General features: G+C 36.3%; 24 protein-coding genes, 1 pseudogene, 1 riboswitch and 1 other annotated feature. Of the genes and pseudogenes, 6 read left to right on the top strand and 19 right to left on the bottom strand.

Going from position 1 to position 22,492, the window contains the following annotated elements; genetic code table 11:
- Positions 1 to 116: 116 nt before the first annotated feature.
- Positions 117 to 335 (top strand): hypothetical protein, encoded by a 219-nt coding sequence (locus MKX39_RS08705; RefSeq protein WP_093534264.1) that lies wholly within the window; start codon positions 117 to 119, stop codon positions 333 to 335.
- 7 nt (positions 336 to 342) lie between these two features.
- Here MKX39_RS08705 and MKX39_RS08700 read toward each other — a convergent pair whose 3' ends face one another.
- Entirely contained in the window at positions 343 to 1,212 is an 870-nt protein-coding gene (locus MKX39_RS08700; protein ID WP_340769164.1) for a GNAT family N-acetyltransferase, read from the bottom strand.
- 180 nt (positions 1,213 to 1,392) lie between these two features.
- On the opposite strand from MKX39_RS08700, the gene MKX39_RS08695 reads away from it, so the two are divergent.
- Together MKX39_RS08695 and MKX39_RS08690 are read left to right on the top strand one after the other, a co-directional pair.
- Positions 1,393 to 1,962: a TetR/AcrR family transcriptional regulator gene (locus tag MKX39_RS08695; protein WP_340762266.1), complete on the top strand. Its 570-nt coding sequence runs from the start codon at positions 1,393 to 1,395 to the stop codon at positions 1,960 to 1,962.
- A 58-nt stretch (positions 1,963 to 2,020) separates the two neighbouring features.
- A complete protein-coding gene (locus MKX39_RS08690; protein ID WP_340769163.1) occupies positions 2,021 to 3,442 on the top strand; it encodes a DHA2 family efflux MFS transporter permease subunit in 1,422 nt (473 codons plus the stop codon).
- A gap of 115 nt (positions 3,443 to 3,557) precedes the next feature.
- Here the strand turns inward: MKX39_RS08690 and trpA are convergent, their stop codons facing one another.
- From trpA to trpD, 5 genes are read right to left on the bottom strand one after another with little or no spacing between them, the layout of a single operon-like run.
- Complete coding sequence (gene trpA, locus MKX39_RS08685) at positions 3,558 to 4,346, bottom strand: tryptophan synthase subunit alpha (RefSeq protein ID WP_340769161.1); 789 nt, start codon at positions 4,344 to 4,346, stop codon at positions 3,558 to 3,560.
- Positions 4,339 to 5,544 carry a tryptophan synthase subunit beta gene (gene trpB, locus MKX39_RS08680; RefSeq protein WP_340769159.1) on the bottom strand — a complete coding sequence of 402 codons (1,206 nt, stop codon included), beginning with the start codon at positions 5,542 to 5,544 and terminating at the stop codon, positions 4,339 to 4,341. Before trpB ends, trpA begins: the two co-directional genes overlap by 8 nt.
- On the bottom strand, positions 5,544 to 6,164 hold the full coding sequence (locus MKX39_RS08675) for a phosphoribosylanthranilate isomerase (protein WP_340769157.1): 621 nt from the start codon (positions 6,162 to 6,164) through the stop codon (positions 5,544 to 5,546). Before MKX39_RS08675 ends, trpB begins: the two co-directional genes overlap by 1 nt.
- Complete coding sequence (gene trpC, locus MKX39_RS08670; protein ID WP_340769155.1) at positions 6,161 to 6,952, bottom strand: indole-3-glycerol phosphate synthase TrpC; 792 nt, start codon at positions 6,950 to 6,952, stop codon at positions 6,161 to 6,163. Before trpC ends, MKX39_RS08675 begins: the two co-directional genes overlap by 4 nt.
- On the bottom strand, positions 6,949 to 7,980 hold the full coding sequence (trpD, locus tag MKX39_RS08665; RefSeq protein ID WP_340769154.1) for an anthranilate phosphoribosyltransferase: 1,032 nt from the start codon (positions 7,978 to 7,980) through the stop codon (positions 6,949 to 6,951). Before trpD ends, trpC begins: the two co-directional genes overlap by 4 nt.
- Before the next feature lie 81 nt (positions 7,981 to 8,061).
- Positions 8,062 to 8,277 (bottom strand) — a binding site (T-box leader).
- A 189-nt stretch (positions 8,278 to 8,466) separates the two neighbouring features.
- On the opposite strand from trpD, the gene MKX39_RS08660 reads away from it, so the two are divergent.
- Positions 8,467 to 8,697 carry a PepSY domain-containing protein gene (locus MKX39_RS08660; protein WP_340769152.1) on the top strand — a complete coding sequence of 77 codons (231 nt, stop codon included), beginning with the start codon at positions 8,467 to 8,469 and terminating at the stop codon, positions 8,695 to 8,697.
- A gap of 213 nt (positions 8,698 to 8,910) precedes the next feature.
- Here MKX39_RS08660 and MKX39_RS08655 read toward each other — a convergent pair whose 3' ends face one another.
- The 4 genes and pseudogenes from MKX39_RS08655 to MKX39_RS08640 all read right to left on the bottom strand — a co-directional run bounded on the left by MKX39_RS08655 (position 8,911) and on the right by MKX39_RS08640 (position 11,076).
- On the bottom strand, positions 8,911 to 9,006 hold the full coding sequence (locus MKX39_RS08655; protein WP_245762605.1) for a putative holin-like toxin: 96 nt from the start codon (positions 9,004 to 9,006) through the stop codon (positions 8,911 to 8,913).
- Between the two features lie 444 nt (positions 9,007 to 9,450).
- A pseudogene (locus MKX39_RS08650) lies at positions 9,451 to 10,002 on the bottom strand (histidine phosphatase family protein); the annotation flags it as partial.
- Between the two features lie 2 nt (positions 10,003 to 10,004).
- Entirely contained in the window at positions 10,005 to 10,547 is a 543-nt protein-coding gene (locus tag MKX39_RS08645) for a GrpB family protein (protein WP_093534284.1), read from the bottom strand.
- Positions 10,548 to 10,563: 16 nt separating this feature from the next.
- On the bottom strand, positions 10,564 to 11,076 hold the full coding sequence (locus MKX39_RS08640) for a DUF1572 family protein (RefSeq protein WP_093534286.1): 513 nt from the start codon (positions 11,074 to 11,076) through the stop codon (positions 10,564 to 10,566).
- A gap of 80 nt (positions 11,077 to 11,156) precedes the next feature.
- Here MKX39_RS08640 and MKX39_RS08635 point away from each other — a divergent pair, with 80 nt between their 5' ends.
- Entirely contained in the window at positions 11,157 to 12,095 is a 939-nt protein-coding gene (locus MKX39_RS08635; protein WP_340769149.1) for an aldo/keto reductase, read from the top strand.
- Positions 12,096 to 12,165: 70 nt separating this feature from the next.
- Here MKX39_RS08635 and metA read toward each other — a convergent pair whose 3' ends face one another.
- The 8 genes from metA to MKX39_RS08595 form a co-directional block, all read right to left on the bottom strand.
- Positions 12,166 to 13,074 (bottom strand): homoserine O-acetyltransferase MetA, encoded by a 909-nt coding sequence (gene metA / locus MKX39_RS08630; protein WP_340769148.1) that lies wholly within the window; start codon positions 13,072 to 13,074, stop codon positions 12,166 to 12,168.
- A 75-nt stretch (positions 13,075 to 13,149) separates the two neighbouring features.
- Positions 13,150 to 13,255: riboswitch (SAM riboswitch) on the bottom strand.
- A 65-nt stretch (positions 13,256 to 13,320) separates the two neighbouring features.
- Positions 13,321 to 15,327, bottom strand: a complete 2,007-nt coding sequence (locus MKX39_RS08625) for a methyl-accepting chemotaxis protein (RefSeq protein ID WP_340769146.1) — start codon at positions 15,325 to 15,327, stop codon at positions 13,321 to 13,323.
- Between the two features lie 146 nt (positions 15,328 to 15,473).
- Positions 15,474 to 17,357, bottom strand: coding sequence for a ribosomal protection-like ABC-F family protein (abc-f, locus tag MKX39_RS08620; protein WP_340769143.1), 1,884 nt, complete (start codon positions 17,355 to 17,357; stop codon positions 15,474 to 15,476).
- A gap of 122 nt (positions 17,358 to 17,479) precedes the next feature.
- Entirely contained in the window at positions 17,480 to 17,602 is a 123-nt protein-coding gene (locus MKX39_RS08615; protein ID WP_281249738.1) for an RAxF-45 family protein, read from the bottom strand.
- 72 nt (positions 17,603 to 17,674) lie between these two features.
- Positions 17,675 to 17,914 carry a hypothetical protein gene (locus tag MKX39_RS08610; protein WP_340769142.1) on the bottom strand — a complete coding sequence of 80 codons (240 nt, stop codon included), beginning with the start codon at positions 17,912 to 17,914 and terminating at the stop codon, positions 17,675 to 17,677.
- Positions 17,915 to 18,159: 245 nt separating this feature from the next.
- On the bottom strand, positions 18,160 to 18,552 hold the full coding sequence (locus tag MKX39_RS08605; RefSeq protein ID WP_245762606.1) for a sporulation protein: 393 nt from the start codon (positions 18,550 to 18,552) through the stop codon (positions 18,160 to 18,162).
- A 5-nt stretch (positions 18,553 to 18,557) separates the two neighbouring features.
- On the bottom strand, positions 18,558 to 19,751 hold the full coding sequence (locus tag MKX39_RS08600; RefSeq protein ID WP_340769140.1) for an AI-2E family transporter: 1,194 nt from the start codon (positions 19,749 to 19,751) through the stop codon (positions 18,558 to 18,560).
- Positions 19,752 to 19,822: 71 nt separating this feature from the next.
- The gene (locus MKX39_RS08595) at positions 19,823 to 20,764 is read right to left on the bottom strand and encodes an LCP family protein (protein WP_340769139.1); all 942 of its coding nucleotides are present in this window, start codon (positions 20,762 to 20,764) and stop codon (positions 19,823 to 19,825) included.
- A gap of 142 nt (positions 20,765 to 20,906) precedes the next feature.
- Here MKX39_RS08595 and msrA point away from each other — a divergent pair, with 142 nt between their 5' ends.
- Positions 20,907 to 21,425 carry a peptide-methionine (S)-S-oxide reductase MsrA gene (msrA, locus tag MKX39_RS08590; protein WP_340769138.1) on the top strand — a complete coding sequence of 173 codons (519 nt, stop codon included), beginning with the start codon at positions 20,907 to 20,909 and terminating at the stop codon, positions 21,423 to 21,425.
- Positions 21,426 to 21,833: 408 nt separating this feature from the next.
- On the opposite strand, the gene kdpC is transcribed toward msrA, so the two are convergent.
- Positions 21,834 to 22,490 (bottom strand): potassium-transporting ATPase subunit KdpC, encoded by a 657-nt coding sequence (gene kdpC / locus MKX39_RS08585; RefSeq protein WP_340769136.1) that lies wholly within the window; start codon positions 22,488 to 22,490, stop codon positions 21,834 to 21,836.
- Positions 22,491 to 22,492 lie beyond the last annotated feature (2 nt).

Below are 22,492 nucleotides of genomic sequence, written 5' to 3'. Positions count from 1 at the left end.
ACTTTTTAAGACTCTATATTCTATGCGTAGTGGGAAGTGATTACGATGAAGGACCTTCTTTGAAAAAGGTATTTCTTCTTTGAAGTCGAATACTATATGGAAAGGAGTGTTATTAGATGGATATAGTTAGTACTCTATTTGGACTTTTCTTTATTGTGTTAATTGCACGCATTACTTACAAAATGATCAAAAAGAATCGTTTTCCTCCTATGAATTATCAACCTTTCGATGATGCAATGTCTGGAATCGATCCGGAGGAAAAGCATAATAATCAAATGTTAAGAGATACGAAGCATGAAAAGAATTATGAAGAACGTACTTCTCGATCCAAATAACGCTTATCTACTTTTTGTAGGCAACGAGCTTATGTTTTACTCGAAATCCAGTGTCCATATAAAGAGCTATTGCTGCTTTATTGCTAGACTCCACACTTAAGGTGATTTCTTCTATTGAATCATATGAAAATAAATGATGTAGTGCAGCTTTCATTAGTTTCTTTGCTAACCCTTGCCCTCTGTAATCTGGAGAAACGGCAATATATTCAATTGCTCCTTCTCCGTGAAGTGGAGAAGCTTCCACATACACGTACCCCTTTAACTCCATATCGTGTTGGATGATAAGCAAGAGGTTGTCTTTACTTATTCGGGATAGAATCTGCTCACTACTATAATATGTATTTGGAAAAGCCAGTTGATGAAGCTCGCTAAATGATTTCATAAAAGAAGAGTCATATGTTACGACATGTAGATCATTTCTATCAGCTATATTATCTCTTGCAGTCGTTAATATGAGATGGTGGCCGTTTTCTATTCCATCCATACGTCCAACAAATTGTTTCACAAAAGTGTTTTTATCGTTTATAAAGAATTGGTATTCATCTAATTTAAAAGGAATTGTATTCTCTAAGGCTTTCCATAAGTCATCGGCAATTTGAAGCTTATCTTTCCCATTTCCGACAAATGGTCCCCATACTTCCGCACTTCTTTTTTCTGCATCTATATCAAATCCTAATGCACCAACTAGATGATCTTCTTCGTATGCAACCACAAATGATTTCTCTATGTCTATATCCGAAAAATCATGGGAAAGTGTATCAAAAATCTCTTCCTCTTCTTCTCCACAATAACCAATATGTGAAGCATCAATACTATTCATCGTTTCTAAGAAAGCCGCTAATTGGTGTAAATTATTTGGAGGTCCTACATAAATCATCTACATTTCTCCTTTTGCTCAATACCATTATCAAAATATTTTATCATTTATATAATGGGAATGATATACGCAAATGGTAACCTGCCACTGCTAATCTCATCAAAAATTTTTGACAACGCTTGTGCATTTCTATATATTTACTAATAGACCAGTTTGTATAATTTGTGAGGTGATTTAAAAGTGTCTGAGAAAAATAATTCAAAAGATGTTCTTATTGAAACTGCCTCTCGCCTTTTTCGATTAAGAGGCTACTACGGAGTAGGGCTTAAAGACATTCTTGCGGAAAGTGGAATTCCCAAAGGATCACTTTATCATTATTTTCCGGATGGAAAGGAACAGCTTGCCATTGCAGCAATTGAATATACAAAAGAAATTGTTATAAATGAAATTCAAGAATTATTTGATGAAATTGAAGATCCTATCAATGCATTTCAAATACATTTAGATCATTTATCAGAAATCATTGTAAATAGTAAAAACATAGGTTTCCCTATTGGCACAATAGCTGGCGAAACCCATTCTACGAGTGAGCCGATTCGTATAGCTTGTCAATTAGCCTTTGCAGAATGGCAAGCAATTTATCAGAAAAAATTGCTTCAGTCTGGATATGACAAAGAACAAGCAACGGACTTGGGGATTACTGTGAATTTAATGATAGAAGGTGCTATTCTTTTATCTTTGACGAGTAAAAGTAATAAACCGCTTGAAGTAGCTAAAAAGCACATAACAATATTATTAAGTAAGGATTAGTTTAAATTCATCCAAATGTATGAAGGTCTATATAGTTATTAATTGGAGGAATTTGTTCATGATTGAAAACGCACCACAGCAAGAAAAACAAGTATTTAAAACAACCCCTATTTTAATTTCATTTTTAATAGCAGGGTTTGTCGGATTATTTAGTGAGACAGCATTGAATATGGCACTAGGAGATCTAATAGGAATATTCGATATTAGTCCATCCTCCGTTCAGTGGTTAACAACTGGTTACCTATTAACACTGGGAATATTAGTTCCTGTTTCTGGATTTATCATGCAATGGTTCACCACGCGACAATTATTTATTGCTTCTTTACTATTTTCTATAGTAGGAACATTCATTGCAGCGGTTGCACCTAGTTTCACTGTGTTATTGCTATCACGGGTTGTACAAGCAATAGGGACAGGATTATTATTACCATTAATGTTCAATACTATTTTACTCATCTTCCCTGTTCACAAAAGAGGGGCAACAATGGGGCTCATGGGATTGGTTATCATGTTTGCACCAGCCATTGGTCCAACTATTTCAGGTTTGGTTCTTGAGAAACTTACTTGGCATTGGATTTTCTGGATTTGTTTACCGTTTCTTTTCATTGCGTTGTTGTTCGGTATAAAATTCGTAGAAAATGTAACAACTGTAACGAAACCGAAAATAGATATACTTTCTATTATTTTATCAACTATTGGTTTTGGCGGAATTGTGTACGGCTTTAGTAGTGCAGGAGAAAAGGGTTGGGGCAGTGCAATAGTTATTTTGACAATCGTTGTCGGCCTTATATCACTAGTTTTGTTCAGTCTAAGACAGTTCAAAATGGAAGTGCCAATGATTAACTTACGTGTCCTAAAATTCCCAATGTTTACGTTAGGGTTATTAAGTGTATTTATAACCTTTATGGTAATTATGTCTTCCATGATTCTGTTGCCATTATACTTACAAACAGGACTTGCTTTAGCTGCATTTACAGCTGGACTCGTACTTCTACCAGGGGGTGTCTTGAACGGACTTATGTCTCCTTTAACTGGTCGTCTATTTGACAAATATGGTCCTAGAGGCCTTGTTACTCCAGGGTTTGTCATCATGATTATCATGTTATGGATGCTATCCAATATTACAATGGACACTTCTATATTTATGGTTGTTGTGATGCACTCAGTTCTGTTTGTTGGAATATCAATGGTTATGATGCCAGCACAGACAAATGGTCTTAATCAGCTTCCTAGAAATCTGTATCCTGATGGAACAGCATTGATGAATACATTACAACAAGTATCTGGTGCAATCGGTACAGCCGTTGCGATTACAATTATGTCGACTTCTCAAACTGCTTATTTAAAGAATGCGACTGATATAATGGATCCAGAAACATTGAGTGCTTCATTAACTGCTGGTGTACAAGATGCATTTATATTTGGTTTAATCCTAGCAATCGTAGGATTAATCATGTCTTTATTTATCAAAAAGGCTTAGATAAAATAAATGATAAACCCCATTCTATGAGCTAGTTGCTCAGAATGGGGTTTATTTTACCTTACTTATGCTTTTTAATTGAAGAATCCTCCATACAATCTCAATCCATTAAGTGTTAGTTAAATACTTTTGCTTTAGAAGCTTGAACTAGTGCTGTTATATGATCCAAGTCATTTTGATGGAACGCTTCCACAATAGCACTCCCTACAATTACGCCATCAGCTAATGTTCCCATACTTTTTACTTGTTCCGGGGTAGATATACCAAATCCTGCTAGTACAGGTATAGCGCTCTGCTCAGACAGACTTGTGAAATGTTGCTCCAACTGGTCACTAAACCCATCTCTGATCCCCGTGATTCCGTTTACCGTTACAGCGTAGATGAATCCTTCACCGGACACTGCAATTTTCCTAAGGCGCTCTGGTGGACTTGTTAAAGAAACAAGAGGAACTAAAGCGATATCTGTATTTTCAAGTACTCCATGAAGTTCTATTGTTTCTTCCAGTGGTACATCTGGGACGATTAGTCCAGCTATTCCTAATTTTTCACATTGTTGTGCAAACTGTTCTAACCCATAACTAAGTAACGGATTATAATAAGTCATTAGTACAAGCGGTACTCTAACTTCCTCATAAAAAGTTTCTAGTTCCTGCAGGATAGACCGAAGTGTTGCACCGTTTGCAAGCGCGCGTTCCCCTGCTTCCTGTATCGTTGGCCCATCTGCAACAGGATCCGAAAAAGGAATACCTAATTCAATAGCAGTTACACCTGCTTGTTGTAAAAAGAAAATTTTAGACTTTAATGTCTCTAGTCCTCCGTCTCCTGCCATTATATATGCGACAAATGCTTTATCTCCTTGAGTATTTACTGATTGAATAGCGTTTAATAATTTTGTTTTAGCCATTGTTATTCACCCCTAACGCATCACGCACTGTTTGAACGTCCTTATCCCCACGGCCAGATAAACAAATTACTAATATTTCTTCTGGAGACATTTCTTTTGCAAGTTCCGTCGCAAAATGGATGGCGTGGGCACTTTCAAGAGCTGGTATAATTCCTTCTTTTTTCGATAGTAATTGTAAACCTTCTAACGCTTCAGCATCTGTTACGGACGTATATTGTACACGACCAATATCATGTAAATAGGAATGCTCTGGACCTACTCCAGGATAATCTAAACCAGCGGAGATGGAATGTGCTTCTTGGATAAATCCATTATCATCCTGCAAAATATACATATAAGAACCATGTAGCACCCCTTCTTTACCCCCAGTGACAGCCGCTGCATGGAGTCCTGTCGAAATACCACTTCCTCCTGCTTCTACGCCATACAATGCAACATCCTGATCATCTACAAAAGGATGGAACATGCCTATTGCATTACTACCGCCACCAACACATGCGACAACCGCATCTGGTAATTTCCCTACCTTTTCAACTATTTGACGCTTTGTTTCTACTCCAATTACTCGTTGGAAATCACGAACAATTCTAGGGAATGGATGGGGACCAAGCGCAGAGCCTAATATATAATGGGTATCTTCGACATTAGAAACCCAATACCTTAAAGCCTCATTCACTGCATCTTTCAGCGTGCCAGACCCTTTATCCACTGACACTACTTGTGCACCGAGCAATTCCATTCGAAATACATTTAGTTCCTGTCTACGCACATCTTCTTTGCCCATGAATACAACACACTCAAGGTCAAATAATGCACAAACAGTGGCAGTTGCAACGCCGTGCTGCCCAGCACCTGTTTCCGCTACGATTTTCTTTTTACCCATTCGCTTTGCGAGCAACGCCTGACCAATTGTATTATTTATCTTGTGGGCACCTGTATGATTTAAATCTTCTCTTTTCAAATAAATTTGTGCACCACCAAGTTCTCTTGTCAGTCTTTCTGCAAAATATAATGGGGTTTCGCGACCAACATAGTCTTTTAAATAGTAATTTACTTCATCTACAAATGTTTGATCAGCAATTGCTTCCTCGTAAGCTTTTTCAAGCTCTATTAAAGCTGTCATCAATGTTTCTGGAACATATTGACCACCGAATCTACCATATCTTCCCGCTCTTTGGTCATCTGCTATTTTTACCATTATTCCACACTCCCATCATCTTTTACGGCTCTTATAAATGCTTGAATAAGCTTTATATCTTTGGTTCCATTTCGCTCTACTCCACTAGAAACATCAACCATAAAGGGCTTTATCTGCTCAATAGCCACTTTTACATTGTTTGGATTCAACCCACCCGCTAGAATGATTTTTTCTGTTGGAATATCATTACCCTCCATCAGCTTCCAATCAAATACTTCACCACTACCCCCCTGATAATGCGTACCCGGTGCATCAAATAAATAAAAATCAGTGTCATATTGTTTTGCCTGTAAAACATCAGCTTCATTATGAACAGATAACGCCTTAATAGAAGGTACATTATTTGTTCGAACAAATTCAGGTGTTTCCTGGCCATGATATTGTATAAAATCGAGCGGCACCTCTTGAAAAGCAGTTAATAGTTCCTCTTTTGTTGCGTTGACAAATACTCCAATCTTCCAAACTTCAGGTGGAATGCCTTTTGCTAACTCTCGTGCTTTATCAATCGTTATTTTTCTTTTGCTAGGTGCAAAAACAAAACCAATCGCATCTGCTCCCGCCTGAACTGCCACTTCAACATGTTCTTTCTCCATGAGGCCACAAATTTTCACTTTCGTCATGAAGTAATTACCTCTCTTTGTACTTGCAAGCTTTGAAGAGCATTCTGAACATCTCCACTTCGCATTAACGATTCCCCAACAAGTACAGCACTGGCACCATAGTTAGCTACTTTTGAAGCATCCGTAGCATTCCAAATACCACTTTCACTTATGAGCACACGTTTTTCCTCAAATGGAAAGCTTGCTGCAATTTCAGCCGTACGTGATAAATCTACTTGAAACGTTCGAAGATCTCGGTTATTAACGCCGATTAGTTTTGCATCCAGCTGCAAAGCACGGTCTAGCTCCACTGAGTCATGAACTTCTACTAACACTTCCAAACCCTTGCTAACTGCATATTCGTATAAAGATAAAAGTTTTTCTTGTTTTAGTGCTGCTACGATAAGTAATATAACAGAAGCTCCAGCATGCTTCGCATGATCTATTTGGATTGGATGAATGATAAAGTCTTTACAAAGAATTGGAATAGAAACAGTGCTAGCAACTTCAGCTAAATCATCAAATGTTCCTTGAAAAAACGGAGTATCGGTTAATACAGAAATACAAGCTGCTCCCGCATTAGCATATTGAGATGCTTGGTCAGCTGGAATAATACCTTCTGCGATTAATCCCTTAGAAGGGGAAGCTCGTTTAATCTCAGAAATTACTTGTAGTTTTTCAGATTGATAAAGTGCTTCAAATAACGATGGTCGTGTAATAATTTCTAACTGGTCAGGTATCGATCCCAGAAGCATCTGTTCTACTTGCCCTTTTTTGGCAGCTAATATCTTATCTAAGATTGTTGTCATAATGCCACCTCCTGTCTAACAGATTGTTGACTGAAAGTTATAACTGCTTCCAACTTTTCTAATGCTTTTCCTGAGCGGATCGTTTCTGCTGCTAGCTTTACTCCTTCTTGAATTGAGCTAACGATTCCAGATGCAAATAATCCTATTCCAGTGTTAAAAAGCACCGTATCTAAATAAGGACTTGCTTCACCTTGGAGAACGTTACGCAGTATTTTGGCATTTGTGTGACCATCTCCACCACGTATTGCAGAAATAGGAGCAGAAGTTAAACCTACATCATTTGCCGTCAGCTTAAAGGGTATTAAATCTCCGTTATCTATTAGGACTAACTGATTAACACCGGCAAGAGAAGCCTCATCCATCCCTCCAGCACCGCAAACAACAATGGCTCTTTTTCTTCCTAAAATTCTTAAGACTTCTGCATATTCCATCGTGAAATCCGAACGATTAATTCCGGTATATTGTGTTTCTAATTTAATTGGATTAGTTAACGGACCGACCAGGTTGAAAATAGTCGGCTTTCCGATCATTTGTCTAGCGATTCCAATCCTTTTTAACTTCGGATGTACATTTGGTGCGTAGAGGAAAGTTAATCCCTCTTGCTTAAGTAGGTCGATAGTTGCCTCAGAGCTAATAGATGCATGAATTCCTAATGCTTCTAGTACATCCGAACTTCCAGCGCTACTAGAGATTTTCCGGTTACCATGCTTCGCTATTGTTGCTCCTGCACCGGCTAACACGAATGCAGAGGTGGTACTAATATTAAAGCTATTCAAACCATCTCCACCTGTACCGCAATTATCCATATAATCACCATGCGGTTCGTTTAAGTTAATGGCAAATGACTTCATAACTGTTGCAAGTGCTGCAACCTCAATAGAAGTCTCTCCCTTTTTGGAGAGTGCTTTTAAAAAGTCAACAATATAGTGTACTTCCGTATTTTCTGCAAACAATAGCTTGGAAGCAGCCACCATTTCCTCATAAGTCAAATGCTCACTCTTCTCCACTTTATCTATAAATCCTCTCATCTTAAATCTCTCCTCTGCTCTGCTCAGCTATTTTTGAAACAAAAAAAGTCCTCTTCCAAGGGATTTCAGAAAAATCCCTTGGAAGAGGACGGTATTTACCGCGTTGCCACCTCTAGTTGGAGTGTAATACTCCCACTTAAGCTCCTGTAACGTAGGAAACACGTCTACCTCTTCAACAATGAATGTTATCGAGGAAGCTCTCATAAGCCCATTCGCTCTAGCAACAAATCAGTTCTCACCATCCACTGACTCTCTTGATTGTCCGCAAAAGCTACTATTCTTACTCAAACAATTTCTCAGCTATACTAACTCGTCTCAGCTCGTCTGTTCTTAGGCGACACTACTTTTAGCATCTTCTGCCTTTTTTCCGAACATAAAAGTTAATTATTATGATAGTAGGAATACTTTCAATTGTCAAACAGTTTTTATCCTTTTATATTCAGTCTGCATAAAATGGTATCAATAAGACAAGGAGGGTTTTAATTAGTGGTAAATCCAATGAATGGACAGAGAATTAGTTCGGAGCAAGCGATGAGGATTGCTTTGCAGAGAATTCCTGGAGAAATTGTACACGTGGATTTGGATATGGAGGATGGTCTTCTCGTATACGAAGTATTCATCATGACATCAAGCAATCAGATTTTTGAAGTGGAAGTCCATGCAAGAACTGGGAATATCCTGAAAATCGAACGAGAAGAAGACTTTGATTTTGATTGATCGACAAACTGCCGATTGAACATAGAAGTGTATAGTTAAAAAACTACTCCGTTGATTCCCTTCAGGATAGTTGGTATAATAAAGGAATTACAGGTATACAATAAAATACCGACCGGATGTTAGTAGCATCCGGTCGGTAAAATAGACTGATTCCCTTCAAGGGTGTCGGCAAAGAGATTAAGTAATCCATCCGAGCGCTAACTCATAGGTGGATTACTTTTTTCGTGTCATTGAAAAGGTCAGCGTAATCAATGCAATGATTAGAGAAGAAAAACTAATCATAATTACGAGCGATTCAAATATCGTCAAAAGCAGCACCCCCTTCTGTACCGGTCGTTAAACAGAAAGTAAAAAAAATTGTGCCGTCCACCCATGAGAAGATCAATCTATACTATCAATTATACCACACATACGTTCTATTCCGGTAATTTCCTCCCATTATTTTAATAATTTTTCAGCGTACTTTTGAGGATCTTTAATTTTATTTTCAACAAAAAACTTAGTCATTTCCTTAAAGAAAACCATATAATCCATGTCTAAATCTCTTTCGCTCATTAACTGTTTCAAATGCTCGATATCCCCATCTACCTGAAGACAATCATTCAATAAATCTACCTCAACGGTTATTAGTACCTGGTCATGAAAGGTTACCGTACCAATCATTCTTTGATGATTCAAATCCACTTGTTGAAAGTTATGTTGTATGTCAGATCGTTTGTAAATAGTATAGCCCGAACTCTTCGTTCTGGATTCATTGTCTATTCTATTAACAGCTACCAAATGCTGTTCGTAAAAAGTGAGTTTATAAATATCAGGCATTTCAAGTTGCTTCCAAAAACGATAATCATAGATAGAGTCAAAGTAATTCATGATCAGAACCATTATATTACCATGTGTACCTATTGCGATATTCTTGCCATCAAATTTCTTCAAGATTTCTTTCGTTACATGGATACCTCTAGCTTGCGCAACATGATTAGATTCTCCTCCTGGAAGTGAAAAGCCATAATCCGACCATACTTTTAACATTGCTTCGTTAAAATCAGCAACTGGTTGATCGGATAAAAGTCGTTCCTTGAATGCATCCATAATTTCTATATCTTTTTTTAAATGATTCGCAATTCCTTCCACAGTTTGAATAGCTCTCTTATAAGGACTTGATACTATTACTTCTATATTCTCCTGTAGTAACAGATCTGTTATTTTCTTTGCATCGACCATACCCTTTTCAGACAACGGTCTTCCCAATTCGTCCGTGGAATAGATGGAATGCGCATGTCTGACGAAATAAAGATTAGTGAGCATTCCTAATTCACTTCCTTACTAGTTCGCTTTGAGTATATACTTTTAACAAATGGTTCCTTCAAATCTGTATATGCACTAATATTAATATTCTTTTGCTTTGCACTCTGAATTTTTATATTCATGTAAGCTTCTTTTGCTTTCTCATTGGAATTTAAGTAATTTCTAAAAAATAGTTGATTACACCATAGTTCTTCTTCAAAATCTACCATATGGATGAAATGAGTTTTCACTTCATAAGTTTCATCCGTAAATTTGGCCAGAACTATTTCACCTGGTCTTTCCACTCTCAATCTTAGAAATCCGATACTTTGTAATTGTTTAAATATAGCTTTATCTACATTTGAAATATCGTCTATTCCTATTAATATATCTATAATTGGTTTAGCAGGCATGTTTTTTATTGCGGTGCTTCCAATATGCTGTATTCGATCTTCTAGAAGTCCTGTTGCTTCTAAAATTTCTAGTTTCACCCGGTCGAACTCTTTCCCCCATTCCCCGTCGTATGGAGATAACTTTACCTCGTTTTTTAATAGTCCAAGCTTCAAAATAATGCCTCCACTTCTACTTTTGCTTTTTAGGAATAGACAATGTTGTCCACTTCTCTTCAGTAGTCACTTGCTTCGCAATATAAATCACCTGTCCAACATGAGAAGATGTATGAGAAAGACTTCTAATAACAGCTTCCATAACAGTATGAGGCTCGTTCCTAATGTAAATAGTTTGGAGCAAATGGACTGATTTTATTGTATCTAATGCTTCTAAGAATACTTGACATCCCCTCGACCAAATTTCTAACAACTCCTCACGAGTTTCCACTGTACTTTCAAATTCCTCGTCCCGATTTCTGTCAGGCTTTTCACCGTCTGTCGTCAAAAAGTCCGTCCATCTTGAAATCAGATTTCCACTCATATGTTTAATGATGATAGCTACACTATTCGAATGATTATTTGGAGTCCAAAATAACTTATCTTCCTCCATCTGCATGATTGCTTTTTCTACATCTCTCATCAAATCAGAAAACTTTTGATGAACTACTCCAATAAAATCAGTGTGCACATCCGTTAGTACCGTCAAATCAATCTCCACCTTTTTGTATTCTGGTTTTTCTATATTATAATAGAAATATTCAGAGAAAAGGAGTTGTTTCTATTATTATGAAAAATGCAGTAGAAATTGGTCGCACTGGTCTATTGGTAAATCCTATTGGTTTAGGAAGTAACGCGGTCGGTGGACACAATCTATTCCCTAATTTAAACGATGAAACAGGCAAGGAAATTGTACGAGCTGCTATTCAAAATGGAATCAATTTTATAGATAGTGCCTTTATATATGGGATGGGAAGATCAGAAGAACTCATAGGAGAAATATTAAAGGAATTTAACACCAGGCAAGATATGATTATTGCAACAAAAGGGGCACACAAGATAGAGGATGGAAAGGTTATTGTAGATAACTCTCCTAAATTTTTAAGAGAGACCGTTGAAAATAGTTTGCGCAGACTGCAAACCGACTACATTGATCTATTCTATATCCATTTTCCAGATGAAGGAACTCCTAAGGATGAAGCAATTGGAACACTCTCACGACTTAAAGAAGAGGGTAAAATTAGAGCAATTGGCGTATCCAATTTCACAATGGATCAATTAACCGAAGCCAATAAAGACGGGAATTTAGAAGTAATCCAATCAGGCTATAATCTATTCAAAAGAGAGGCAGAAAATGACTTAATCCCTTTTTGCGCCAAACACCAAATTTCATTTATCCCGTATTTCCCTCTTGCTTCTGGTCTTTTGACAGGAAAATTCAATAAAGATTCTATAATTGAAGACGGCCGTTCAAAAAATCCGTTATTTCAAGGGGAGGTTTATATTCGTAACTTGGAAAAGATTGAGTCTCTTCGTAGTATAGCAAATGATAAACAAGCAGAGGTTTCTTCCATCGTTCTTGCATGGTATCTAGCACAAAATACCATAGATACAGTAATTCCTGGAGCTAAAAAACCAGAACAAGTGTTACGAAATCTGAAAGCACTTGAAGTGGAACTGACGATAGAAGAAATGCAGGAAATTAACCGAATTTTTAAGACAGAATAAAAAATTATAATGCTCATTTTCATCAACATATATAGGCTGATCGTGAATTCACTCACGGCCAGCCTTTTAGTTACTCCCAATCATAAGGAGTTTCTTGGTACACATAATAATTCAACCAATTGGAAAAAAGTAAATGTGTATGGGAACGCCAGGAGTTCATCGGTATTTGTGTTGGATCATCGTTTGGAAAATAATTTTTTGGGACATCAATATCCACACCTTTTTTAATATCTCGGTTATATTCGTCTGCAAGTGTAGTTGCATCATACTCTAAATGACCCGTAATCATAATATGCTTTTTATCTTTGGATATTACTAGAAAAACACCCGCATCCTTTGAGTCGGAAAGCAGTATTAAACGAGGGTCTTTTTTTATTTCATCGAAAGATATAGCTGTGTATCGAGACACAGGTGCGTGAAATTCATCATTAAACCCTCGCACTAAATGTACAGTTGGGTCTGATAAACGATGACTGAATACCCCAAAGCATTTCTTCGACAAGTCATATTTCCCGATACCATAGTGATGGTAGAGAGCGGCTTGAGCCCCCCAACAAATGTGTAAAACAGAGGTCACCTGAGTTTTAGACCAATCCATTATTTCCATAATCTCATTCCAATAATTAACGTCTTCAAATTCTAAATGCTCAATAGGTGCACCGGTAATAATCATCCCATCGTATTTTCGGTGCTTAATATCCTCGAATGTCGTATAAAAGGTATCTAGATGTGTTTTACTTACATTTTTGGAATCATGGGTTGCCATATGTAAAAAGGTTACATTTACTTGTAGCGACGTATTTCCTAGTAAACGGAGCAATTGAAGCTCTGTTTTTTCTTTTTCAGGCATAAGGTTCAAGATAACTATATTTAACGGACGTATGTCTTGAGCTATCGCTCGATCGGTATCCATGATAAATATTTTCTCGTTTTTAAGATGTTCAGCTGCAGGTAACTGTTTTGGTATATTTATAGGCAATTTGTTGTCCTCCTTTAAATTCAAAAAACCCTCTTTCCTATAAACAAGAAAAGAGGGTGAACGTTTTGCTCTCAATTCTTATCTTTCAAGAAATTATCTTGTAGGAGTTAGCACCTTTCTGACTAGTCAGAGGTTGCTGAAGCTTCAACGGGCCATTTCCCTCGGCTTCTCTTGATAAGAGTTATTAAATTATATTGTTCTTCCTGAGTGAATATTAACATTTGTTTTCAAGCAATTCAACTTCTTTTAAACTTTAAAGCGATTTACTGCATTCGCTAATTTGTCACTAAGCTCTGTAAGAGTCTCCGAAGCTTTCGCTACCGATTGGATCGCTCTCAGTTGTTCATCTGATGATGCACTTACTTCTTCACATGCTGCTGCAGTTTGCTCTGAAGTTGAAGCCATCATTTGAATCGTATCTACAACTTGATCTTTAAAGGTAGAAACCTGTTCAATTTCTGCTGAAACAGCATCGATTGACGTTTGCAAATTATTCATCAGTAACGATATTTCACCAAAAGTTACTTCAGTATTTGTTACAACAGATCCCTGCTCACGGAAAGTTTTGATAGTATCTTCCATTTGTTGCCCTACAGTATGCGATTCACTTTGAAGTTCCGTAATAGTATGCTTTACTTCTTCTGTCGCTTTTGCAGATTGCTCCGCTAGTTTCCGTACTTCATCCGCTACTACTGCAAATCCTTTTCCATGCTCCCCTGCCCGTGCAGCTTCAATACTTGCATTCAATGCGAGTAGGTTCGTCTGTGCAGAAATTTGCATAATAGTTTCCATCACACTACCAATCGCATTTACTCTAACTTCCAATGTACTAAACAATGTGGACATAGAGATTAGATTTGACTCCCAGTTTTGGAAAGATGATTTAAGTTCACTCATTTGGTTTTGACCATTCGAATTCATAGTGTTTGCTTTTATAGCTATATCAGTCATCATTACTGATTTTTCATTGATGAGATTGATTTGATCACTTAAGTGCAACGAACTTTCTGTTACGTCTACAGCATCTTCTGCAGATTTAGAAGCACCTACCGCAATCTCACTCACAGCTGACGAAACTTGCTCTGCGGAAGCGTTTGTTTCTTCTGCCACAGCACTTAAACTTTCCGAATTCGATTGAACATTACTCGCTGACTCTTTCACGACCTGAATAATTTCATTCATATTTACAGCCATCTTGTTGAAGTTATTCGCTAGTTGTCCGATTTCATCCTTGGATTTAATATTAGCCTGAACAGTTAAATCTCCTTCTGCCATTGAATCCATCAATCTTTTAAGTTGTTCAATCGGTTTCAATATACGACTTATTAGGAAAAATAATACTAAAAAGATTAACGCTTCTATACATATAACAATAATAATTATTTGTGAACGAATACTGTCTGCTGTTTGATGGGTTTTACTTTCTTCATAAACAGCGCCTACCTTCCAATCTAATCCTGGTAACGTAGTGTATACAGTAGTTGTGTTAGTACCATCCATCAAACCGGTCACATGTCCTGTTTCTGAGGTACTAGAAAGCATTTTCTTTACAGAAGAATCCTTGGATAAATTTTCACCAAATAACGTTGGATGAACAATGGCATTACCATCAGCATCTACAATTATAGGATAACCTTCGTACCCCAACTCGCTGTCAGCTAACGTTTCTGTTAACTTCGACAGTAAAATATCAATAGCAAGAACACCGACCACTTGGCCATTTTTAATAACAGCTTTAGCACCAGAAATAGCATATTCTCCAGTTGCTGCATCCACAAATGGTTTAGACCAGCTAAAACTCTCTTTGTTTGAAACAGCATTGGAATACCATTCTCTTGAGGTTGGATCAAAGTCTGCTCCAAGGTCCGCTTCTGGTATTATTTCAATCGATTTATCTGGAAAAGCGATATACACAGATGCTACAGCATCATACAAAGAAACAAATTCATTGAATCTAGTATCTAAGTTTTTTTCTAATTGAGTAGTCAATACTACATTCGTAGCTTTTTCATTATTTTCAAAATCTAAAATTGCATTAGAAGTAGATAGTTGTAAAAGCCCTTTTTCGTATACAGCTAGATAATTTTGTATGGATGAGGTCATTTCTTTAACTATTACTTGGCTCTGGTCAAGTAAATCTTTTTCGGTCTTTTCACTTATTGTATTTGTACTAATACTTATTAACGGTATCATGCTTACGAATATTAATGCCATTACTGAAACAATAATTTTCCACTTTATTGATTTTCTCATTTTCCATCTACTCTCTATATAAAATTAAATACATGCCAATATTACTAATCCATTTGGGATAGTATTTAATTTATTATATAGTACAAATGTATGAATGTTAATGCTCTTTTCTAACTATTTGATAAATTTCTTTTCTATTATCAAAATTATATACAATTTGAATCATCTTCTTGCTCTATCCATTCCAGAGTCAATTTCTCTATCTTCATTTCATTTGATTCAATAGCTTTCAATAGTTTTTCGTATGTCTCCCAATCCTCTTCTATTTCAATTTTCTCTTTTAGGTTGGAAATTTCTTTTTCCACTGCTTGAATCTCTTCCTCAATCTTTCGTTCTACACTTCCTCCTGCACTTCTTTTATATGTTGGTTTTTCTTGTTTTTCATTTTTAAAAGGAATTTCAATTGGTACTTGCTCTTCCCACTTTATACGCGCCCAATCATATGACCCTTCAAAAGTTGTTAGCTGACCTTGTTCTAACCAGACCGTTTTCGGGAATAATTTGTTCAAAAAGTATCGGTCATGTGAAACAGCTAAAATAGTACCATCAAAATCACCCAAAGCATCTTCCAGGACCTCTCTCGATTCGATATCTAAATGGTTCGTCGGCTCATCAAGAATTAGGAGGTTAATATCCTGATGCATAAGTTGCGCTAAGCGAAGTCTCATACGTTCTCCACCACTTAAATCACCTATTCGCTTGAAAACATCGGGACCAAAGAACATAAACTTCGCAAGAATATGACGAGCATCCCCCTCTACTAAATTTAACTCACTTCGAAATACATCAATCAGCCTTGCCTTCGGATTCTGGATTTCGAAATGCTGCGATAAATAACCTACACGCACATTACTACCTAACCGAGCCTCTCCATTATCAATCGGAAGATTACCTAACAACAGATGTAAAATAGTGGATTTACCTGAACCATTTCGCCCAACTATCGCAACCCGTTCCTTCCAGTATAGATTAAGCTGAGCATCTTCTAACAAAACATTCTCACCAAATGATTTGTATACATTTTTCATCATGACTACTTCTTTCCCACTTCTAGAAGCAAATTCAAATGATAGCTCCATCTTTTTGGGGTCGATGAGTGGTTTTCTCACTTTTATCATACGTTCTAGTGCTCTTTCCATATTGCGTGCTTGGCGGAATAACTTCGGATTTGGTGGCACCGCTTCATTGGCCCATTGTCGAAGACGTCTTATTGCATCCTTCATTTTTTTTATCTTTTTCTGTTGCTCCTCATAATGCTGAAATTCACGCATTAATTTGGCTTCTTTTTCTAATATAAAGGCAGAATAATCCCCATGATAAAGAGAAAGCTCTCCTTCCTCTAAATCTGCAATTTTAGTCACAACTTGATCTAAGAAATATCGATCATGCGAAATAATTACAACTGTTCCTGAATAGCCAATCAAATATTGTTCCAACCATTCAACAGCAAACAAATCTAAATGATTGGTTGGTTCATCCAACAATAATACATCTGGATCCGACAGTAAAATCTTCCCTAACATTATTTTCGTCTGTTCTCCACCACTTAAACTAGCAAATGGTTGGTTTATGAACCGAGTAAGCTGGAGTCCCTGCACTACTTTTTCAATTTCAGACTCCATTGTATAACCGCCCAAAAGTGTAAATTGTTCTTGAACTTCTCCATACTGTTGTAGCAGTCGTTCCATCTCCGCTGCACCAATAGTTGTCATTTGTTGTTCCATTTGTATCATTTTCTGTTCTAAGGCTGTTATTTTTTCAAAAGCATAATGAAGAACATCTAGACCAGTGACATCTTCCGAATAGGAAGGAATTTGAGCCAAATAACCTACAGAAGTACCTTTCTTAAAGTGAATAGATCCTTCATCAGGTTTCTCAATTCCCGCCAATAATTTGAATAAAGTCGTTTTACCGCTACCGTTACGACCAACAATCGCTAACCTATCCCCAGTTTTAATAGCTAGAGACAACTTTTCAAAGATTATATTTCCTCCGAGCATTTTAGTTATATTTTGAACTGTACATATCATAATGAACGCTTCCCTTCAATTCTTATATGAGCTGAGGAGCAATTCTTTTTTTCGCAACAAAAAAAGACTGTCTAAAAAGCACAGTCTTTTCGCTACCTAATTGGATCCGAAAGAATGACTTCTCAGCTATGAGTATTACTATGAAAATGGCTAAAAATAGACAGACCTATCCCGTTAGTAGCATTTTCATGAGTAATTGCACAAGAAGTTGATAAGAATTCCAACATAAAAAATTGTGCGTTCATAGTGTTTTTCATCCTTTCTTCACCTCCGTTCGAGTTAGTTTAATAATACAATAACACAATTATTCAAACAATTCAATCGTTATTTTCATTTGGTTTTTCAAACGAAGGATCATTTAGCCCCTCATCTACCTTTGGAATTCCTACATCATTTTCTTCATTTACTTCTTCATTCCCTGTGTTAGGAACTTCTTTATCTTGGTTGTTTAATTGTGTTTCTGGTTTAGCTGGCTGATTGGAGTCCCTTTGAAATCCACAGGCAGTCAGTAAAAGACTTGAAATAATCAATAGTGAAAATATTCGTTTAGTCATCATTAGTTGCCTCCCAATTTAATATTAGAATGCACTAGTAAAGAAGATTTATACTATAAGATTTCTAAAATTGGCGCAAACAAAAAAACGTAATATCTTCCAGATAAAATTCACTTTAGGGTGAGTAACATATTTCTAAGGAACAAATAATCTACATAGAATGCCAGTTATCTCTTTAGTTCTGTAAGTAAATGATTTAATACTCAGGATAGAAAAAAAACTCCAGCGCATGGCTGGAGTCTTATATATTATTCTTCAATATCAAAATGTATCTCGTCTTCATCGTTATACTCAGATCCATTTTCAAATAACACGGTTGTTCTTAAAATAAGTTTCGTAACTTCCTCATTATTATCTGGTATCCATCTTTCATCGGGCATAATCTCGAAAGGAATCATTTGCATATCCTTTGAAGCAGCTGCACCGACTAACTCTATAGAGTGTTTCGAAACTATTTTAGATGATTCACCATTCGTTAGTTTAAATACCTCTAATTTGATATTTTCAACCGATTCATCATGTACTCCATCAATATAAATTGTACCTGATAAGTTTATCCCATGTTCAATAATAGGATGATCCACAACCGTATCTATCTTAATAGATTTTACTTCTATGGAAGATTCAAACTTCTTCGCCATTATTCTCAGTCCACCTTGTGATTTGTATACTCATAATGATTTTCAATAACTGGTTCAAACTTATTATAACGCTTTTTAAACAATGTATAAAAGTGTGAAATGATAACTTTTAATATGGCATATCCTGGTATCCCTAAAATCACTCCCGGAACCCCAAATAATGATCCTGCTGTTATAAGAACAAAAATAATAGTAATTGGGTGCACATGTAGTGATTTACCCATTATTTGTGGTGATATAAACTTACCTTCTATTAATTGTACTACTGTCCAAACAATTGCTAATCCAACTAGTAATAATGGGGATGTTACTAACGCGATTATCGCTGCTGGAGTAATAGCAATAACTGGACCCAAATATGGTACAACACTAGTAACCATAGCGATAACTCCCAATAATAGAGCATATGGCATTTGAATAATAGTAAACCCTATATAAATCATAAACCCGATACACATAGATACTAGTATTTGTCCTTGAATATATGAGCTAATTTGTCTATCTATACCTGAAAATACTTCCTGTAAATCATCTCGCATCCTTGGAGGAAATAGCTTCATAACAAAATTAGGTAACTTTTCTCCATCTTTTAATAAGTAGAAAACGATAAATGGAACCGTTACAATCGCCAGTACAAAACTAGTTAAAACCCCTACAATGGAGGAAATCCCAGTTGCTATTCCAGTTACAGTATTTTGAACGAATTCCCCAATTTCGTCAGGAAGCCCATTTAATACTGATGCAACGTCATTTTCTATTTGTAAATAATAATCCTTAAAAATAGATGTTCTTAAAAAAGCATCAAGATCATTAAAAAGTTGGATAAAGTAAGTAGGCAGTTCCTCTACTAGTTTAAATATTTGTCCCTTTAAAAAAGGAAACACTAGGAATACCAGTAAAGTTATTAAACCGACTAAAACTAAGAAAATGATCAGAATTCCCCAGACCCGTTTAATTTTAATTTTTTCTAGTAACCGCAATATTGGGCGTAATAAATAGTATACAATGACAGCTAAAATTATTGGTAAAATTACATTGCCGAGAAACACTGTCAAAGGCACAAAAATAAAGGAAATTTCATCGTAGATCATAATAACAAGGCCAATCATTAGCAATAGAACTAATGAAAAGATTGTATTACGTCCACCTAAAAATTTTATGTATCTAGTAGAGAAAAAAGAAGGTTTTTCTGGCTCCACTTCTATCAAACTTCCTTTCTATTTATATTTATTTTACGGAGTAAAAAATAATATGGCAATATTAAAGCAACTTATTTCTCTAAAAACTCTGTAATGGCCGTTTTATTCATCTCTTTGTTGAGTACGATGACTGATCCAGCATGGCTATAATTCTTAAATGAATATGTACCTTCTACTGGAATTGTCAATTTTTCCATTTCTAACTTACCACTTACAACTGCATCTAATACTCTTTTTGTTTTGTCTGAACGCGAATAATCTGTTTGGATATATCCCTCAGTAGCTCCAATGAATTTAGGTAAATTCGGTACGTTTTCAATAGACAATAGCTCGTCTTTTAAGATCTCCATCACCAACTGTTGTCTACCTACTCGCCCAAAGTCTCCTTCTGCATCGGAACGGAAACGAGCATAACCAAGTAGTTCTTTACCATTTAGATTCTGTTGTCCTTTCGTTAATGTGACACCAATTTTCTCAGACATATCCTTTTCAACATTTACTGGCACGCCGTCTGGTGCAATTATATCGACTAGAGACTCAAAGCTACTAAAATCGATTAACGCATAATGGTGAATAGGTAAATCGAACATCCCTTGCATAGTATCTTTCAATAATTGTACTTTACCAAGATAAAAAGCTGTATTTAATTTATATGATTCATGTTCAGGAATATCTGCATATATATCACGCATGAATGATATCACTTTCACATCGTTGTTTTCTTTATCCCAGGAAAAGATCATCATTGTATCTGTTCGAGCTTGATCCTCCCCTCTGGAATCTACACCAAGAACCAGAATATTTTCACGGTCACCTTTCTTAAGCTCATCACCATTAAATTCCATTGGTTCTTTTTGTTCTGTATCTGCTAATTTGTAACCACTTGAATATTGAGTAAATGTATAAATACCAATTCCTACAGCCAAAAACAAAAAAATAACAAAAAGTATGCGTCCTACTCTGGGACGTCTTTTTCTGCGACGTCTTCTAGTTTGTTGTAATTCTTCTTCCATCTTAAAATCTCCCCTTTATACAGTAATAATAACGTATTTCAGCTAAGATAGTTTCAGATTTTTGTACAACTAGTTAACAAGTGTTAAAATTTGTTTTACACAAGCAAAATTTCAATTGGTGAGATGAATCGGAGGAATAAATATGATAGAAAAAGCAACATTTGCAGGCGGATGTTTTTGGTGCATGGTAAAACCATTCGACACATGGGATGGCATACATAAGGTAACTTCTGGATACATGGGTGGTCATCTTGATAATCCTACATATGAAGACGTTAAAAAAGGGGATACCGGTCACTTAGAAGTGGTAGAAATACAATTTGACTCAAGCATCTTCTCTTACAATCAATTATTAGAAATATTTTGGCAACAAATTGACCCTACCGATGATGGAGGCCAGTTTCAAGATCGCGGTGAAAGTTATCGCACTGCCATATTTATTCATTCGGATGAACAACGACAGCTCGCGGAGAAATCGAAAGAACAGCTTGGGGCAAGCGGGAAATTCTCTAAACCTATTGTTACCGAAATACGAGAAGCTAAAACATTTTATGAAGCAGAAGAATATCATCAAGACTTCTATAAAAAAAGCCCTAACCATTACAAAGAGGATCGAGCACAATCAGGTCGAGATGAATTTATCGAGAAAAATTGGAAGTAAAATTTAACTAAGTTGACCCCCGAGACAATTTTAAAATTGTTTTTGGGGGCTTTTTTATACAGAAGAATAGGTTACTGGGGCTAGTTTGAGGCAAACATTGGGGTTAATAAAATTATTAGTGGCGGCGTATGTACTGCAATGTATAAGTGAATTAGAGCAAAACAAAAAGCATCTCTATTCGAGGTGCTTTTATTAAGTACTATGGATTATATTAATATAAAACCTTTCTCCTTGTTATTACATCATGCCTCCCATCACTCAAGTCCAAAAGTAATAAAAGGTTTAAATGCATTAGAATCTAGATTATTTATCACCTAGCTATATAGGTTAGAAGGTGAGGTGTATTTAACACTTACTTTATCGAAAGGGAATAGTGACCGAGGCACATTTTCAACATCCAGGCTATTATTATAGGTCTTTTTCATTCCCGTCTCCCTTCATTTTACTAAATATATCTAAATTTGCTGCTAAGAAGTTGACTTTATCTTCTCCCATTACACCTAACACACGTCTCTCTGTGTGTTTTTTTACAATAGCTTTAACTTCCTCAACAGGAATCCCGCTTGCTTGTGCAACACGTTCTACCTGTATTAGCGCTGCATCCACACTAATATGGGGATCTAGGCCAGATCCAGAAGCGGTCATTAAGTCAGCTGGTATCTCTTCTCGATTCACCTTCGGATTCGCTTTTAGAAATGTCTCGATATCTATTTCTATTCGTTTTTGTAGTTCAGGGTTAGAAGGAGCATAATTAAACGTTCCAGAACTGACACCACTATAAATTGTTTCACCATTTTCATCTGGGATAGTATCTTTTTGTGTATAGACGTTGTAATTGATAGCAGATACGCGCCCCCAGAAATACTCCGGTGCTGTAAATGCTTGACCTAAATGTTCTGAACCGACAGTATTACCATCCACTTTGATCAAACTACCGTTAGCCTCATGGTTAAATAATACCTGGGCAATTCCAGTAACAGCAAATGGGTAGATCAAACCACATAAAACAAACATTATTAACGATACCAACAGTGCCTGTTTAAAATTCCCAAAAATTTCTTTCATAT

Origin of the sequence: Psychrobacillus sp. FSL K6-1464, from assembly GCF_038003145.1 — a bacterium.
In the GTDB taxonomy this organism is placed as follows: Bacteria; Bacillota; Bacilli; order Bacillales_A; family Planococcaceae; genus Psychrobacillus; species Psychrobacillus psychrotolerans.
The sequence above is the reverse complement of the archived record's forward strand: the minus strand, read 5'-3'. Positions and strand labels throughout refer to the sequence as shown.